This window comes from Yoonia sp., from assembly GCF_046292185.1.
GTDB lineage: Bacteria > Pseudomonadota > Alphaproteobacteria > Rhodobacterales > Rhodobacteraceae > Yoonia.
The window spans coordinates 11,203-26,821 of sequence record NZ_JBKBQY010000009.1 but is presented as its reverse complement, the minus strand read 5'-3'; the positions used below and the strand labels follow the sequence as shown (position 1 = coordinate 26,821).

The 15,619-nt window shown below is 61.0% G+C and carries 18 protein-coding genes; 3 read left to right on the top strand and 15 right to left on the bottom strand.

The features are described from left to right. Positions 1-34: 34 nt before the first annotated feature. The 9 genes from ACK4TM_RS03220 to yajC are packed head-to-tail and all read right to left on the bottom strand — an operon-like array spanning position 35 to position 6,044. Positions 35-574, bottom strand: a complete 540-nt coding sequence (locus ACK4TM_RS03220) for a DsbE family thiol:disulfide interchange protein (protein ID WP_409696631.1) — start codon at positions 572-574, stop codon at positions 35-37. Continuing rightward, the gene (ccmD, locus tag ACK4TM_RS03215; RefSeq protein WP_409696628.1) at positions 567-710 is read right to left on the bottom strand and encodes a heme exporter protein CcmD; all 144 of its coding nucleotides are present in this window, start codon (positions 708-710) and stop codon (positions 567-569) included. Before ccmD ends, ACK4TM_RS03220 begins: the two co-directional genes overlap by 8 nt. Beyond that, positions 703-1,431: a heme ABC transporter permease gene (locus tag ACK4TM_RS03210; RefSeq protein WP_409696625.1), complete on the bottom strand. Its 729-nt coding sequence runs from the start codon at positions 1,429-1,431 to the stop codon at positions 703-705. The genes ccmD and ACK4TM_RS03210 overlap by 8 nt, the downstream gene beginning before the upstream one ends. Positions 1,432-1,473: 42 nt before the next feature. Then, positions 1,474-2,130 carry a heme exporter protein CcmB gene (gene ccmB / locus ACK4TM_RS03205; RefSeq protein ID WP_409696622.1) on the bottom strand — a complete coding sequence of 219 codons (657 nt, stop codon included), beginning with the start codon at positions 2,128-2,130 and terminating at the stop codon, positions 1,474-1,476. Beyond that, positions 2,127-2,741: a heme ABC exporter ATP-binding protein CcmA gene (gene ccmA / locus ACK4TM_RS03200; RefSeq protein ID WP_409696619.1), complete on the bottom strand. Its 615-nt coding sequence runs from the start codon at positions 2,739-2,741 to the stop codon at positions 2,127-2,129. The genes ccmB and ccmA overlap by 4 nt, the downstream gene beginning before the upstream one ends. Beyond that, entirely contained in the window at positions 2,742-3,095 is a 354-nt protein-coding gene (locus tag ACK4TM_RS03195) for an Mth938-like domain-containing protein (RefSeq protein WP_409696617.1), read from the bottom strand. Positions 3,096-3,103: 8 nt separating this feature from the next. Beyond that, on the bottom strand, positions 3,104-4,072 hold the full coding sequence (gene secF, locus ACK4TM_RS03190) for a protein translocase subunit SecF (RefSeq protein ID WP_409696614.1): 969 nt from the start codon (positions 4,070-4,072) through the stop codon (positions 3,104-3,106). Positions 4,073-4,076: 4 nt separating this feature from the next. Continuing rightward, complete coding sequence (secD, locus tag ACK4TM_RS03185) at positions 4,077-5,738, bottom strand: protein translocase subunit SecD (RefSeq protein WP_409696611.1); 1,662 nt, start codon at positions 5,736-5,738, stop codon at positions 4,077-4,079. 24 nt (positions 5,739-5,762) lie between these two features. Then, positions 5,763-6,044, bottom strand: coding sequence for a preprotein translocase subunit YajC (gene yajC / locus ACK4TM_RS03180; RefSeq protein ID WP_409696608.1), 282 nt, complete (start codon positions 6,042-6,044; stop codon positions 5,763-5,765). A gap of 194 nt (positions 6,045-6,238) precedes the next feature. On the opposite strand from yajC, the gene ACK4TM_RS03175 reads away from it, so the two are divergent. The 3 genes from ACK4TM_RS03175 (at position 6,239) to ACK4TM_RS03165 (ending at position 9,758) form a co-directional block, all read left to right on the top strand. After that, complete coding sequence (locus ACK4TM_RS03175; protein WP_409696605.1) at positions 6,239-7,591, top strand: hypothetical protein; 1,353 nt, start codon at positions 6,239-6,241, stop codon at positions 7,589-7,591. A gap of 122 nt (positions 7,592-7,713) precedes the next feature. Continuing rightward, entirely contained in the window at positions 7,714-9,006 is a 1,293-nt protein-coding gene (serS, locus tag ACK4TM_RS03170) for a serine--tRNA ligase (protein WP_409696602.1), read from the top strand. Positions 9,007-9,047: 41 nt separating this feature from the next. Continuing rightward, the gene (locus tag ACK4TM_RS03165) at positions 9,048-9,758 is read left to right on the top strand and encodes a hypothetical protein (protein ID WP_409696599.1); all 711 of its coding nucleotides are present in this window, start codon (positions 9,048-9,050) and stop codon (positions 9,756-9,758) included. Here ACK4TM_RS03165 and der read toward each other — a convergent pair. The 6 genes from der to ACK4TM_RS03135 all read right to left on the bottom strand — a co-directional run. Continuing rightward, positions 9,748-11,190 carry a ribosome biogenesis GTPase Der gene (gene der / locus ACK4TM_RS03160; protein WP_409696596.1) on the bottom strand — a complete coding sequence of 481 codons (1,443 nt, stop codon included), beginning with the start codon at positions 11,188-11,190 and terminating at the stop codon, positions 9,748-9,750. The genes ACK4TM_RS03165 and der overlap by 11 nt on opposite strands. A gap of 48 nt (positions 11,191-11,238) precedes the next feature. Then, positions 11,239-12,534 (bottom strand): PQQ-binding-like beta-propeller repeat protein, encoded by a 1,296-nt coding sequence (locus tag ACK4TM_RS03155; RefSeq protein ID WP_409696593.1) that lies wholly within the window; start codon positions 12,532-12,534, stop codon positions 11,239-11,241. A 16-nt stretch (positions 12,535-12,550) separates the two neighbouring features. After that, complete coding sequence (locus tag ACK4TM_RS03150; RefSeq protein ID WP_409696590.1) at positions 12,551-13,210, bottom strand: tetratricopeptide repeat protein; 660 nt, start codon at positions 13,208-13,210, stop codon at positions 12,551-12,553. A 183-nt stretch (positions 13,211-13,393) separates the two neighbouring features. After that, positions 13,394-13,987: an exopolysaccharide biosynthesis protein gene (locus ACK4TM_RS03145; protein WP_409696587.1), complete on the bottom strand. Its 594-nt coding sequence runs from the start codon at positions 13,985-13,987 to the stop codon at positions 13,394-13,396. A 45-nt stretch (positions 13,988-14,032) separates the two neighbouring features. Beyond that, positions 14,033-14,371: a zinc ribbon domain-containing protein YjdM gene (locus ACK4TM_RS03140; RefSeq protein WP_409696584.1), complete on the bottom strand. Its 339-nt coding sequence runs from the start codon at positions 14,369-14,371 to the stop codon at positions 14,033-14,035. 45 nt (positions 14,372-14,416) lie between these two features. Beyond that, positions 14,417-15,619, bottom strand: a 1,203-nt coding sequence (locus ACK4TM_RS03135; RefSeq protein ID WP_409696581.1) for an ABCB family ABC transporter ATP-binding protein/permease, incomplete at its 5' end; no start/stop codon positions are given.

Sequence of the window (15,619 nt, the reverse complement as noted above, 5' to 3'; positions counted from 1 at the left end):
CCCTTTTGCGGCTGTCATTTGGAATGAAAGCCGCTCAGCCGCCCGTTGCGCGCGCCAGTTCCGGCAAGAACCGTTGTTCGTAATCCGACCCGATCAGCGGGCCGACGAAGCGGAACAACACGGTGCCGTCACCATCCACGATGAAGGTTTCGGGCGGCGCGGTGACGCCCCAGTCAATCGCTGATCTGCCGCGCAGATCAAAACCGGTGGCAAAGAACGGGTCTTCGTAATTGGTCAGATATTCCGAGGCCTGCGCCTGCTGATCGCGGAAATTGATGCCTGCGACGCGGTAGCCCTGTGCGTCAAGCGCCAGCAGGTTCGGATGTTCCGCGCGGCAGGGCGGGCACCAGCTCGCCCAGAAATTCACGATTGTTACCTCGCCCGTGCGCAGATCGGCGTCGGTCAGTTGCGCGGTGCCGTCGACCGACTCTGCCGGCACCACGGGCGCAGGCTGTCCGACAAAGGTGGATGGCAGTTCATCGGCATTGTCGCGCAGGATACCGGCCAGCGCCAGCCCGGCAAAAGCGGCAAAGATCACCGGCGGGATCACCATCAGGGGGGAAAACCTAGCCATTCTTTTCAACCTCTTCCAATGCGGCGCGGACGCGGGTGTAGCGCCGCCAGCTTTGCCCGACGATGATCAGGATCAAGGCGATGCTGACGATATAGGCCGATACCACCTCGACCGCGTAATTTCCCAGATCAGGCATGACGCACCCTTGCTTGCAGGGCCTTGATCCGACGCGCGCGGATTTCCGTGCGGGTGCGCATCAGGACCAGAGCGATGAACAATAAGATAAAACCGGCGATACAGACCAGCAGCGGGAAATAGAACACATCGGCGACATTCTGTTCGGCATCCAGCGACAACGATGATCCCTGATGCAGCCCCTGATTCCAGAAAAACACCGCATAGCGCGACAGGATCGCAAAGATCGACCCGACGATGCACAGGATCGCGGTCAGATCAGCGGCGGTGTCGGAATCCTCGATCGCCTCCCACAGCGCGATGTAGCCCAGATAGAACAGGAACAGGATCAGAAAGGATGTCAGCCTTGGGTCCCATGCCCACCAGGTGCCCCACATCGGCTGCCCCCAGATGCCGCCCGTGAATAGCGTGATCAGCGTCATCACCACGCCCACCGGCGCCGCAGCCCGCGCGGCCAGCGCCGAGACATGATGCCGCCGCACCACCCAGATCAGGGACGCAACCAGCATCATGATCCAGGCGTTGATCGCCATCAGCGCGGCAGGGACGTGCAGATAGATGATCTTGACCGTCGATCCCTGGCGGAAATCATCGGGGGTGAAAAAGAACCCCCATGTCAGGCCAACCACGAGGAACACCCCGGCCAGCGCAAGCGACCACGGCAGGACCGGCCGGGTCCAGCGCATGAACAGCCTTGGATTTGCATATTCCCACATCGACATGGCTATTCTCTATCCTTCTGACACATCTGCCTCAATCCCCGATCACCGCAGATTGATGCGTAACACAGCCGCAGTCGCGAATGGCAGGATGGCAAAACACCCCGCCGTGATCCCCGCTTGCAGGATCAGGGGTGCAGTGGCGTCAAGGCTCGCTGCACCGCGCCGCACCGCCTCTGCCCCGAAAATGAGCGTGGGGACGTAAAGCGGCAGTACCAGCAGCGATAACAGCAACCCACCCCGGCGCAGCCCGACCGTCAGCGCCGCGCCGAAAGTGCCGATCATCGACAAGGCAGGCGTGCCGATCAGCAGCGACAGAAGCAGATAGGCATAGGCGTCCGGCACCATATGCAACAGGAAGCCGAACAACGGCGCGGCCAGCGTCAACGGCAATCCGGTGGTGATCCAATGGGCCGTTGCCTTGACCAGACCCGCAGCCTCCAGCGGCAGGGGCGAGGTGGCGAGCAGCGCCAGCGATCCATCCTCGAAATCCAGCGCAAAGATGCGGTCGAGCGACAACAGCGCGGCGAGCAGCGCGCCGACCCAGAGGATACCGGGCGCGATGCGCGACAGGATATCCGCCTCTGGCCCGACGCCGAAAGGCACCAGCACCACGACGATCAGAAAAAACGCAAGCCCAAGCCCGAACCCGCCGCCTGCACGCAGCGCGAGGGCAAGGTCGCGTTTCAGCAGGGCGATCATAAAAACGCCTCATCCGTGCCGCCGCCGGTGCCGGGCGCGGATCTGAACGGGGTCAGGTCCAGCGCCGGCGCGTCGATACCCAGATCGATATGGGTGGCGATCACCGCGACGCCGCCCTGCGCCAGGTGATCGTCCTGCAACCAGCGGGCAAACATCGCGACCGATCCGGTGTCCAGCGATACGGTCGGTTCATCCAGAAACAGGATTTTCCGCCCGATCACCGCCAGCCGCGCCAAGCCCAACCTGCGCTTTTGCCCGGCAGAAAGCGTACCCCCTTGCCGGTCGCGCAGCGCTGCCAGATCAAAACGGGGCAGGATCGCGGGATCGAGCTTCAGCCCATAGACCGCGGCCCAGAATGACAGGTTCTCGGTGACGGTCAGTGCGGTCTTGATCCCGTCGGCATGGCTGGCATAGGCGGCGGAGTCCTCTGGCATCGCGATGTCACCCGATAGTGCGGGTTGCAGCCCCGCCAGCGTGCGCAGCAATGTGGTCTTGCCGATGCCGTTCGGCCCTCGCAGGATCAGCGCCTGCCCTGCCCGCAGATCAAAACTGACATCGCTCAGGACTGCGGCACCGCCGCGCGCACAGCCCAGATTTATGACTTGCAGCATTCAGATCGGGATCAGGGCGACCGCGACGCGGCGACCCTCAGACAGCAGCACGTTATAGGTGCGGCAGGCGGCGGGCGATGCCATGCTTTCGACGCCGATGCCCGCCGCTTCCAATGCTTCGCGGAAATCGGCGGGCAGATGCGCGGTCTCGGCCCCGGTGCCGACAAAGACGACATCGACATCGCCCGCCCGGTCAAGGATCGCGGCGCTGTCGGTGAAACCGTCCCAACCGGCGACGCCTGTCGGGAAAACCAGCACCGGGCCACGGATGATGGTGCCGCCGATGCGGAAAAAGCCGGGGCCATAGCCGTCAATCGGGACAGAATCGTTATATCTGATCTCATTCAGGCGCATGATCTGCCTTAAGTGTCGATGTGACCGTATTTCGTGCCCGCAGCGGGGTCTTTCTTGGTCCAGTCGCGTTTGACGCCCAGCATCAGCACGATGTTCTTGGCAACATAGAGCGATGAATAGGTCCCGACAATGATACCCCAGGCGATGGCAAAGACAAAGCCCCGGATCACATCACCGCCCAGCACGATCAACGCGATCAGCGCCAGCAATGTGGTGCCCGATGTCATGATCGTCCGGCTGAGCGTTTCATTGGCCGAGATATTCAACACCTCGACCAGCGGTTTGGATTTGAACTTGCGCAGGTTTTCGCGGGCACGGTCAAAGACAACAACCGTGTCGTTGATCGAATAACCCACAATCGTCAGGATCGCGGCGATAATCGCCAGATCGAACCGGATCTGTACGAGTGAAAACAGCCCGATGGTCAGCACCACATCATGGATCAGGGCCGCCACCGCCCCCACCGCGAACTGCCATTCAAAGCGCAGCCAGATATAAATCACAATCGCCGTCAACGCGCCCAGCACCGACAGGATGGCCGTGCGGATCAATTCGCCGGATACTTTTGGCCCCACGCTTTCGACCGAGGGAAAGGTGATATCCGGCGCGACCGACCGCAACGCATCCTGAATGGCGGCGACCATCTGGGGCGAGATGCTTTCATCCCCGTCCTGCGCCTGAATGCGGATCATGGCGACATTCTGATTGTCATCGAAAGTGGGATCGAAGACTTCGGTGATACTGACATCGCCCAGGTTCATCGGGGCCAGCGCATCGCGGTAGGCGGCAATATCGACCTGTTCGGTCGATTGTGTCCGGATCGATGTGCCACCCCGGAAATCGATGCCGAAATTCAGCCCGTAGATCAGGAACACGACGACAGACAGCATCATCATTACCGCCGACGCACCAAAGGTCACCCAAGCGTAGCGAAAAAAGTTGATGTTGGTTTCGTCAGGGATCAGGCGCAGGCGCATGTGATCAAACCTCGATTGTCTTGGGTCGGCGATAGGCAAACCAGATGGAAATCAGCGACCGGGTGACAAAGATCGCGGTAAAGACCGATGTGACGATCCCCAGCCCCAGCGTGACGGCAAAGCCGCGCACCGGGCCGGACCCCAGCGTGAACAGGATCACCGCCACCATGAAAGTGGTAAAGTTACTGTCGACGATGGCCGACAATGCCTTTTCATACCCCAGTTCAATCGCGCGGGCGGGGCCTTTGGCGGTTTTCATCTCTTCACGTATCCGCTCGAACACCAGCACATTGGCGTCCACCGCCATGCCCACCGTCAGGACGATCCCCGCGATCCCCGGCAAGGTCAGCGTCGCACCCAGCAGGGACAGCGCGCCAAAGATCAGGCCCATATTGATCGCCAGCGCGATATTGGCGAACCAACCGAACAGCCCGTAAGTCATCGCCATGAACAACACGACCAGCGCAGAGCCGACAATCGCGGCCAGTTTGCCGGCATCGATGCTGTCCTGCCCCAGTTCGGGGCCGATGGTGCGTTCTTCCAGAAAGGTCAGTTCCGCAGGCAAGGCACCGGCGCGCAGAAGGACCGCCAGATTGGTCGCCTCTTCGGTGGTGAAATTGCCGGTGATGATGCCTGATCCGCCGGGAATATGGCTTTGGATCGTGGGGGCGGAAATCACCTCGTTATCCAGAACGATCGCAAACGGCGATCCGATGTTGGCCAGCGTATAATCACCGAAAATCCGCGCGGCAGAGGTGTTGAACCGGAACCCGACAGCGGGCCTTCCGTTCTGGTCGAAATCAAGCTGCGCATTTTCCAACTGCTCGCCGGTCACGACGGGCCGGCGTTCAAGGATGTAATAAAGCCCCGGTTCGTCGACCGAAGGGACGAGGAAATTGCCGGTGCCGGGCGATTGATTGGCATCCGAGGTGCGCGCCACAACAGGGTTGAAGGTCAGCTGTGCCGTGGTGCCAAGCAAATCCTTGACCTCTTGCGCCGATCCTACGCCGGGGACCTGCACCAACACGCGTTCCGCACCCTGACGCTGGATAGTGGGTTCGCGGGTGCCGACCTCGTCAATCCGGCGGCGGATGATTTCCAGCGTCTGCAGCATCGTGCGTTCGTTGACGGCGGCCATTTCCGCCTCGCTCAGCGTGATGACCAGCAGATTGCCGTCCAGCCGCACGTCGATATTGGATGATGCCGCGCCGGTAAAGGTGGAGACCGGACGGCCCAGACCGCGCACCAGTTCAAAGGCGCGGTTGGCGCCGCCCGCCTCTGATATGCGCACGCGCAATTGGTTGGGCACACCTTCTTCGCGGGTCACGAAACCGACTGTGTCGCGTTCCGCCGCCAGCACATCGCGGACCTGTGGCCAGAAGCCCTCAAGAAACGCCTCATGCACGTCTTCGACCGCGACCTCGACCAGCAGATGCGCGCCGCCGCGCAGATCAAGGCCGAGGTTGACCAGATTGGACGGCAGGAAAGACGGCCAGCGCGCTGCATCCGCCTGCAGCGTGGCGCTGGTCTGCCCGCTTTCGATCATGGCGCGCGCGTCATTGGCGGTTTCGACACGGGCGTAAAATCCGTTCGGCAGCGCCATCATCAGCCCGACCACGACGGTCAGCCAGATCATGATCTGCTTGGGATAAGAGATGTGCAGCATAAAGGGCGGCCTTTTCGGGCGTAATCAGGTTTTGGTCGGTTCGGTCTTGTTCAGCACAGACACGATGGTGCCCTTGATGACGCGCACATTGACGCCGCTGGCGATTTCGACCTCGACCTCTTCAACCTCGTCCTTGACCTTGGTGATCTTGCCGACGATGCCGCCTTGGGTGATGACCTGATCGCCCCGGCGCAGACCGGCGAGCAGCGCCTTGTGTTCCTTGAGCCGTTTTTGCTGAGGCCGGATCAGCAGGAAATACATGATCCCGAAGATCAACAGCAACATAATCAGGTCGGCAGGTCTCATTTCAAATCCCTTGTGTTGGTCCGGGCTGTCCCGCCCGTCAGTCGCGCGAACCTAAAAGCTGCGTGGGTGATTTGCAACAAGGTCCCTATCTCCCTGCCATATGGGGCAAGGGGGCGGCTGATGCAATCGGGCAGGCTTTTATTGCGACGATTTTCACGGCAGGGTGTGGGGGCGTGGTGTAGCGAGGAACAATGATGCCCCGGAACGATCAAAGGCAGCCTACCTTATTGGACTGGTTGGCATTGCGGCAGACTTTCGATTGGCTGAACGCACGCCCTTTAGGCGGGTTCCTTGGTTTTCTGGGCGTTCTGTTCTCATCCTTGCTGGTTATTGCTGCGTGCTGGACGCTTATACTGTTCTTCGTGGCCCTCGTCAGTGACGATCCAAATGGCGAAGGCATCCGCAACATCGGCCTTGTCCTCGTCGCGCTGCTGGGTGGCCCCTTTTTGGTCTGGCGGTCTTATGTGGCAGCCCAGCAGGCCAACACGGCAGTAGAGGCGCTGCTCAACGACAAGATCAATGCCGCGGCGACTGATTTGGCAGCGCGGCGGCAGGTGACGCGGGTGGTTGAGCAGGACGGTAAAGAAGTAGTGCTCACGGAGTGGGAAGATGACATCGTCACTCGGGTTGCTGCAATTGATCGGTTACAGGGGCTGGCGAACGAACGCCCCGATATTGCCTCAAGGATCGCGCGGCAATTGTCGATCTTTGCCCGAGAAGTAAGCATGGGCTATCCTGCCGAGCAAGCGCCCGCCACGCTGGGCCGTCAAACGCTGGCAGAATGGTCAAACACGCTTGTCGTGAAACGGCGTGATATCGAAAAAGCGGTGCAAACACTTGGAAAACTGAGCGATGTTAGGGGTGCTTCCCTCACTCCAGGAGATATTGACCTTCGCGATATCAACATGCAGGCTTTTGATCTTCAGGGCCTGTCGTTTCCGGCAGTTGCTTTTCAGAACTGTGCTTTGGATGGCGCTGTCCTAAGTTCAACAGATCTGCACAACAGCCAGTTTTATAACTGTTTCGGCGCGAATCTTAAGATGAACTATGCGATCACATCAGGGTTTCAGATTGTAGGAAAACCATCAGCAAGGTTCATAGATTGCAATTTCAGCGCGCGACGCAAGAAGACGAACGCTGAAACGCACTTAGAAATTTATCAGGGCGTTCATTTTGTACGATGCAACTTTGGCGCTGCCTTTTCAGCTCGGCAGATAGATTCTTCGCAGTTTGAGGATTGCTCTTTTGTTTTCGCAGGAATCTCAGGAAACACAAAGGTATCACGTTGCATCTTTTCTGGGTCGGTGCCTCACATCCAATCTGAAACGACGTTGGACGCTTGTGCACTGCGGCGGGTAAATTTTACAGCCCCGCTGTTGTTCGCGAATGACGTTGCAGCGTGGTCTCATCACCTCGCTTCCTGCTTTGCGGATGCGAGCGTGATTTTACCTGAAGGGGTTCAACGGCCCTCATTTTGGCCGACTTCAACTCTGATGGATAACGATTTCGAAAACGCGTGGCGCGAATGGCAAAAGCCCGAACAATAATAAACCCGCGCGTAACGTTATCCTTAAGGTGGGTCTGAGACCCACACTAGTCGCTCCCCACTTTCCCCCGCCATCATTCTGCGGCATAGAGCGACCCAGCGATAAACCCGAGGACTAGAGCTATGCATGATATCCGTCTCATCCGCGACAATCCCAGTGCGTTCGATGCGGCTTTGTCTCGTCGTCACCTCGATCCGGTGGCATCCAAGGTCCTTGCGCTGGATGAGGCGCGGCGCAAGCTGATCCTTGCCGCAGAAACCGCGCAGGCCGAGGCGAATAGAGCCTCCAAGGATGTCGGGGCCGCCAAGGCGCGTGGCGATGACGCGGAGTTCACGCGCCTGCGTGGCATCGTGGCCGAAAGCAAGGCGCAGATCGCGGCGATGAATGACGAGGCCAAAGCGCAGGATGTTGCGCTGCATGATCTGCTGGCGACCCTGCCCAACCTGCCGGACCCATCGATCCCCGATGGCAAGGACGAGGCGGATAATGTCGAAATCCGCCGCCAGGGCAGCCCGCGCAATTTCGATTTTACCCCGGTGGAGCATTACGAGATTGCGGGCATCAAACCGGGCATGGATTTTGAAACGGCGGCGAAACTGTCGGGCAGTCGTTTCGTGCTGCTGTCGGGGGCTGTGGCGCGGCTGCACCGGGCGCTGGCGCAGTTCATGCTGGATCTGCATGTCGATGAACACGGGCTGACCGAAACGATCACCCCCGTCATGGTGCGTGAAGAGATGATGTATGGCACCGGCCAATTGCCGAAATTCGGCGAAGATTCCTATCAGACCACCAATGGCTGGTGGCTGATCCCCACCGCCGAGGTGACGCTGACCAATATCGTCAATGGCGACACCGTGGATGAATCCACCCTGCCCCGCCGCCATGTCGCGCATACATTGTGTTTCCGGTCCGAGGCCGGATCGGCGGGGCGCGATACATCGGGCATGTTGCGCCAGCACCAGTTCGAAAAGGTCGAGATGGTCAGTATTACGACACCTGATGCCTCTGCTGCCGAGCATGACCGCATGACCCGCTGCGCCGAAACCGTGCTGGAAAAGCTGGAATTGCCTTACCGCACTGTTGTTCTGTGCGCCGGTGACATGGGTGCGGGCGCGACAAGAACCCATGATATCGAGGTTTGGCTGCCCGGCCAGAATGCCTATCGCGAGATCAGTTCGATTTCCGTCTGCGGCGATTATCAGGCGCGCCGAATGAATGCGCGGTTCCGGCCCGCTGCTGGCGGCAAGCCGGAATTTGTCCATACGCTGAACGGGTCGGGGCTGGCCGTGGGCCGCACCCTGATCGCGGTGGTCGAGAATGGCCAGCAAGAGGATGGATCAGTCGATCTGCCCGCCGTGCTGCATCCCTATCTGGGCGGCAAGAGCCGGATCGATGCATCGGGCCTGCTGGTGTGAAAGCCCCTGTGCAAGCGGACAACCTGTGATAGAGTGGTGCCATGAAGAACATACGCGCGATCCTGACCCTTTTGTTTACCGTGACCTTTGTGGTGTCACCGTTTTTCACCAGCCCATTTTCGGGGTTCCGGTCGGATCAATTGCCGATTCCCCAGATTGACCCGCCGATCCAGCCTGCGGGCTATGCCTTTTCGATCTGGGGGCTGATCTATGGCTGGTTGCTGGTATCCGCGATCTACGGGATCTGGAAAAGACCGCGCAACAAATCATGGAACAAGGTACGCGATCCGCTGATCGTCTCTCTGGCGCTTGGCACGCCCTGGCTGGCGGTGGCCAATGCCAGCGCGATCTGGGCGACGGTTCTGATTTTCCCGATGGCAGCGGCGGCAATCATCGCCGTATTCGCCGCGCCGCGGGCAGACCGTTACTGGCTGCGCGCGCCGGTTTCTGTCTATGCCGGCTGGTTGACGGCGGCGGCATTCGTGTCGCTGGGCAGCACGGCGGCGGGCTATGGCGTGCTGATGGGCGCGCTTGGCTGGGCCTATGTCGGGATTATCGCGGCACTTGCCGTTGGCGCCTTCGTGCAGATCCGCAGCCGCGCGCCGGGCTATGGCCTGACCGTGATCTGGGCTTTGTTCGCGATCATCATGGCCAATGGCATGGACCAGCTAAGCGTCAGCTTGCTGGCCGGTGCGGGGATCACGGTGATGACGATCCTGACCATCACCACCGCGGGCCGCGCTATTTCTTGAGGTGCTTTGACAGGCGCGAAGGCTGCGAGGATTTCTTGTCCTTGTAGGGATTCTTGTCGCCCTGATCGCGCAGATACAGCCGGATCGGTGTCCCCGGCATATCAAAATCAACGCGTAACCCATTGACTAGATAGCGTTTATAGCTTTCCGGCATCAGATCGGGATGCGATGTCATCACGACAAAGGCAGGGGGGCGCGTCTTGACCTGCGTGGCATAGCGCATCTTGATCCGCTTGCCGCCGGGCGCGGGCGGCGGGTGCTGTTCCAGCATCCCCACCAGCCAGCGGTTCAGTTGCGCAGTGGTCACGCGCCGGTTCCAGACGTCATGCGCGCGCATGATCGCCTGCTGCAATTTGTCCAGCCCCTTGCCGGTCTTGGCCGAGACTGTGACCAACGGCGCGCCGCGCAATTGCGGCAGCAGGCGCTCAAAGCTTTGGCGCAGATCACGCAGCTTGTCCTGTTTGTCGTCTTCGGTATCCCATTTGTTCACGGCGATCACCACGGCGCGGCCTTCACGTTCGGCCAGATCGGCAATGCGCAGATCCTGCTGTTCAAAGGGGATTTCCACGTCGAGCAGGACCACCACGACCTCGGCGAATTTCACCGCGCGCAGACCGTCGGACACCGACAGTTTTTCCAGCTTTTCCTGGATCCGCGCCTTTTTACGCATCCCGGCGGTGTCGAAAATCCGCATCGGCACGCCGTCCCACACCTGTTTGACGGAAATCGCATCGCGGGTGATCCCGGCCTCTGGCCCGGTCAGCAGGCGTTCTTCGCCGATGATCTTGTTGATCAGCGTGGATTTACCCGCATTTGGGCGGCCCACGACGGCGATCTGCAAGGGCTTGGCTGCGGTGGGCACGCGCGGCGCGTCTTCGTCATCTTCGCCCACATCGACATCGGTCTCGGGCGCGTCGATCGCGGCGCGTTCCTCGAACGCATCCGAAATCGGGCGCAGCACGTCCATCAATTCGCCCATGCCTTCGCCATGTTCGGCAGAGATGCGGATCGGCTCGCCCAGACCCAGGGCATAAGCCTCAAGGATGGTGGCATCAGCGGCGCGGCCTTCGCCCTTGTTGGCGGCAAGAATCACATTGGCGTTTTTCTTGCGCAGGATGTCAGCGAACACCTGATCGGCAGGCAGAACCCCTGCCCGCGCGTCGATCATGAACAGGCAGACATCGGCCATTTCCACGGCACGTTCAGTCAACCGGCGCATCCGGCCTTGCAGGCTGTCATCTGTCGCCTCTTCCAGACCGGCGCTGTCAATCACGGTGAAACGCAGGTCAGCGATCCGCCCTTCGCCTTCGCGCAGGTCGCGGGTGACGCCGGGCTGATCATCGACCAAGGCCAGCTTTTTGCCAACCAGACGGTTGAACAAGGTGGATTTGCCCACATTGGGGCGGCCCACGATGGCAAGGGTAAAGGTCATGTTCTGGCTCCAGACGGGTCTAAACCCGTCCGCTACACCATTCGCGCGTCAACGGAAAGCGTGCAATTGCCCGGTTTTGCTGATGACGTAAAGCGTCTGACCGGCCACCACCGGCGCCGATGCGGCCCCACCGGGCAGATTGACCGTGCCGATCAGCGCGCCAGAAGCCGGGTCAAACTGCCGGATCAGCCCGTCGGATGACGCCACGATCAGGCGCCCACCAGCCAGAATGGGGCCGAAATGCGCCACGACACTGCGCTGGCGGCGGGTATTCTGCCCTAGGAAATCCGGCAGTTTGGTGCGCCAGACAGGGGTGCCACTGGCGGCATCCAGCCGGACCAGTTCGCTGATGTCATTGACCATGAACACCGATCCGCCCGCAGGCCAGAGCGGGCCAACCGCCCCTTCGCTTGCGGTCCAGATCCGGCTGCCGTCGCGGATATCAAAGGCAACGCTGCGTCCGCCAAAGCTTGCCACATAGACGCGGTTGCCGTCGATGACCGGCCCGCCTGCGATATCGCTGACAAGGCTGACCGCGCGACCGACGCGGTCACCGGATACGACATTGCTCCAGCGTGGGGCGCCGCCCGCAGGGAAGGTCGCAAGGATTTCACCGGATGGGAACGGGATCACAACCGTATCGCCGGTCACCGCGACAGAGGCGCTGCCACCGAAAGTCGTGACCGATGGCGTGCCGCTTTGCTGCCAGCGCGTCAGGCCAGTGGCGGCGTCCAGCGCCCAGGCGGTGCTGTCACGCGCGCTGACATAGACGGTGTCGCCACTGAATGTGGGGGCGGCATTGACCGGCGCATTCAGGTTCTTGGTCCAGATGACTTCGCCATTCGCGGCATTCAGCGCGGCGATTTCGCCAAAGCCGGTGACGGCATAGACGCGCCCGCCGCCAAAGGACACGGCACCACCGGATGCGTCGCGCGGATTGAACCGTTCCGGCGTCAGATCACGCGACCACAGCCTTTGCCCATTGGTCGATGTCGCCGTGACGCCCGCACGGGCATCGACGGTATAGACCACACCGCCGGCCACGACAGGTTCACCGGTGATGCGCGCGCGGCGGCTGTCGCCCTCGCCGATATTCGCGACAAACACCGGTTGAAGTGCCGCACCCAGCGCGGGGTGGCTGATCACATGCGCGGGGCCGCCATTGCGGTGGGTCCAATCGGCATTGGCCTGCGCCTGTGGCAGGCTGATGGGCTGAATCTGGTTCACCTCGGCCCCGCCTGCCCGCACGTCAAAGCGTTCGCCCGGCAAGACGATCTGTTCTTCACCGCAAGCCGCCAGAACCGACAGGACAAGGGCAGTACCGAGGAATGATCTGATTTTCATAGTCGGTCCAATCCGGTTAAGGCGTTTGTGTTGGTGTGGCGGGTTCTTCACCCAGCGCGATCAGCAGGCTTTGCGCCCGCTGCGTCAGGCCGCGGGTCACGGCGGCATCTTCGCCAATCTGGCGCAGGATCGCAACGGCCCCGGCCTGATCACCGTTTTCCAGCGTCAGATAGGCCATCTGTTCCAGCGCCAGCAGCCGGAAATGCTGTCCGGGCTGGGCCAAAACCGCCAGCGCGGTCAGGCGGTCAGCAATATCACCCACCGGCAGCATCGCCGCCTTGATCGCGGCAATGTCACGGTAAAGCGCGGGCGTTCCCGGATCGACGGCCAGCGCGCCCAGCGTGGCTGCCGCTGCCGCGACATCGCCGGCTTCTTCCTGGGTAGAGGCAGTCAGCATAGCGGTGATCACCGCCGCATTGCCGGAGGCGTTCACATCGGACATGGCAGCGGCGCGCGCGGCTTCGTCATTTTCGGAAAGCGCGGCGAGCAATGCATCGCCCGCCCCCTCTGCCGCGGCGCGGCCCTGGGCGTTGCGGTATTCGTTCCAAGCAGTGCCACCCACGATGCCCAGCACGATCACCACCGCTATCCAGCCATAGCGGCGCAGGTAGCCGAACAGCTTTTCCCGGCGCATTTCATCCGTGACTTCGTTGATAAAGCTGTCTGACTCGCTCACCCGGACCCCCGTTTCATGCCATCATCGGCATTTGCTTGCAGGGTTCATATCGTGAAGCGCGCCTGCGGGACAAGAGGCGAGCGACGATTGCCGCGTCGGATTGCCGATTTCATGTACAAGGACCCCTACCAGTTGTGTCATCCGGCCCGATCATCGCCGTCGGATCACATCAATGCCGATGGTTCAGAACAGCCCGCCGACGAATCCGGCCAGATTGGTGACCACGATCGCCAGCACCACGACCAGCACCAGCGCGACCAGTACCACCAGCCCGTCGCGCGTGATCAGCGCGACGGCCAGCACCGCCACGATCAGCCCGATCAACGATGACGCAAAGGGCATCAGTTCCAGCAAAGGCACGCAGCCCGCCAGCAGGATCATCGCGCCATAAATCACCCGGTCCATCGGCGGCGCGGTCAGGAATTCAAGCCTTGGCCTTGTCACATATTCGGTCCCCCGCGCCACATAGCCCAGCACATGGGCGGCCTTGTCCAGCTTGTCGCCGGGCAGTTCGCGCCGCGCCATGAAATCGGGCAGCCAGATCCGGTCACGTCCCCAGGCCCCCTGCGCGGCGATCAGGCAGATCACCAAGGCGCAAAAGCTGGAAAAAAAAGGGATACCGCTGAGCGGGGATACCAACAGCAGGGACGGCACCAGCAGGCAGGGCGGAAAGGCCGTATCCTCGAACCCATGAATCAGGGTGCCGAAGGCCACCTTTTCCTCATGCGAGGATTCCTCGATTGTGTCGACGACGTCTCTGACGGGGTGTTCTTCCATGACCGGGCTAACGATCTGGCCGGGTCTTCGTTCCCCCCGGCCGGATCAATCGCTGACCTTTTTGACGAATTGCGACTTCAGCCCCATCTGGCCGAACCCGGGGACCTTGCAATCAATGTCGTGATCGCCACCGACCAGCCGGATCCCCGTGACCTTGGTGCCAACCTTGAGGGCGGCAGATGATCCCTTGACCTTGAGGTCCTTGATCACCGTCACGGTGTCGCCGTCCTGCAGGATATTGCCGACTGCGTCGCGGATGACGTCGGTATCGGTGTCGGCCTCTGCCGACCATTCATGCCCGCAGGCGGGGCAGTTCAGCAACGCATCGACGGCATAGGTAAAGGTCGCGCCGCATTCGGGGCATGGGGGTAGTGTGTCGGGCATATGGGGTCATCCTTGGGTGGGTTGATGGGGCGCGCGTGTCGGGTGTCAGATCGCGATCACCTCATCCTCGACCTGCCGGTTCCACAGATGGGCATAGCGACCTTCCTGCGCCAACAGCGCCTCATGCGGTCCTTGTTCGACGATGACGCCGTTTTCCAACACCACGATGAGATCGGCATCGGCGATGGTGGACAGCCTGTGCGCGATGGTGATCACCGTGCGGCCCTGCCCCATGGCCCTGAGTTCGGCCTGAATCTCCATCTCGGTCTGGGTATCCAGCGCGCTCGTCGCCTCGTCCAGCAGCAGGATCGGCGGGTCCTTGAGCAGGGTGCGCGCGATGCCCACCCGTTGCTTTTCACCGCCCGACAGTTTCAGCCCGCGTTCGCCAACCTGCGTCTGATAACCCTCCGGCAGGCTGATGATGAAATCATGGATCTTGGCGGCTTTGGCCGCGGCGATGATCGCCGCCTCGTCCGCGTCCGGCCTGCCGTAAGCGATGTTGTAATGCACGGTGTCGTTGAACAGCACCGTATCCTGCGGCACCACGCCGATCTGCGCGTGCAGACTGTCCTGCGTTACATCGCGTACGTCCTGATCATCGATCAGCAGCGCGCCGCCCGTCACGTCATAAAACCGGAACAACAGCCGCCCGATGGTGGATTTTCCCGATCCTGATGATCCGACAATCGCCACCCGCTGACCGGGGGCGACATCAAGGTTGATGCCTTTCAATATCCCGCGCGCGGCGTCATAGCCAAAGGTCACGTCACGCAGGCTGACCCGCCCACCGGTCACGACCAATGGTTTGGCGTCCGGCGCATCGCGCACCTCTGCCGGTTGGCCAAGCAGATCGAACATATCGCCCATATCGATCAGGGCCTGCCGGATTTCGCGGTAGACGGTGCCAAGAAAATTCAGCGGCATGGTGATCTGGATCATATAGGCATTCACCATGACAAAATCGCCCACGGTCAGATCGCCGCGCTGCACGCCATAGGCCGCCATCACCATGACCAGCACCAGCCCGCCGGTGATCAGCACCGACTGGCCAAAATTCAGGAAGGCCAGCGAATAATTGGTGCGGATCGCCGCATTTTCATATTGCGCCATGGCGCGGTCATAGCGATCCGCCTCCCATTGTTCGGCGCCGAAATACTTGACGGTTTCGAAATTCAGCAGGGAATCGATGGCCTTTTGATTGGCATCGGTATCCTGATCATTCATGATCTTGCGGATTTTCACCCGCCA

Bases quoted from the DNA above. Each gene is read 5' to 3' on its own strand.
- yajC (WP_409696608.1), bottom strand. From the start codon at position 6,044: ATGAGACCTGCCGACCTGATTATGTTGCTGTTGATCTTCGGGATCATG.
- serS (WP_409696602.1), top strand. From the start codon at position 7,714: ATGCATGATATCCGTCTCATCCGCGACAATCCCAGTGCGTTCGATGCG.
- secF (WP_409696614.1), bottom strand. From the start codon at position 4,072: ATGCGCCTGCGCCTGATCCCTGACGAAACCAACATCAACTTTTTTCGC.
- ACK4TM_RS03140 (WP_409696584.1), bottom strand. From the start codon at position 14,371: ATGCCCGACACACTACCCCCATGCCCCGAATGCGGCGCGACCTTTACC.
- ACK4TM_RS03175 (WP_409696605.1), top strand. From the start codon at position 6,239: ATGCCCCGGAACGATCAAAGGCAGCCTACCTTATTGGACTGGTTGGCA.
- der (WP_409696596.1), bottom strand. From the start codon at position 11,190: ATGACCTTTACCCTTGCCATCGTGGGCCGCCCCAATGTGGGCAAATCC.
- secD (WP_409696611.1), bottom strand. From the start codon at position 5,738: ATGCTGCACATCTCTTATCCCAAGCAGATCATGATCTGGCTGACCGTC.
- ACK4TM_RS03195 (WP_409696617.1), bottom strand. From the start codon at position 3,095: ATGCGCCTGAATGAGATCAGATATAACGATTCTGTCCCGATTGACGGC.
- ACK4TM_RS03165 (WP_409696599.1), top strand. From the start codon at position 9,048: ATGAAGAACATACGCGCGATCCTGACCCTTTTGTTTACCGTGACCTTT.
- ccmA (WP_409696619.1), bottom strand. From the start codon at position 2,741: ATGCTGCAAGTCATAAATCTGGGCTGTGCGCGCGGCGGTGCCGCAGTC.
- ACK4TM_RS03145 (WP_409696587.1), bottom strand. From the start codon at position 13,987: ATGGAAGAACACCCCGTCAGAGACGTCGTCGACACAATCGAGGAATCC.
- ACK4TM_RS03210 (WP_409696625.1), bottom strand. From the start codon at position 1,431: ATGTCGATGTGGGAATATGCAAATCCAAGGCTGTTCATGCGCTGGACC.
- ccmD (WP_409696628.1), bottom strand. From the start codon at position 710: ATGCCTGATCTGGGAAATTACGCGGTCGAGGTGGTATCGGCCTATATC.
- ACK4TM_RS03155 (WP_409696593.1), bottom strand. From the start codon at position 12,534: ATGAAAATCAGATCATTCCTCGGTACTGCCCTTGTCCTGTCGGTTCTG.
- ACK4TM_RS03220 (WP_409696631.1), bottom strand. From the start codon at position 574: ATGGCTAGGTTTTCCCCCCTGATGGTGATCCCGCCGGTGATCTTTGCC.
- ccmB (WP_409696622.1), bottom strand. From the start codon at position 2,130: ATGATCGCCCTGCTGAAACGCGACCTTGCCCTCGCGCTGCGTGCAGGC.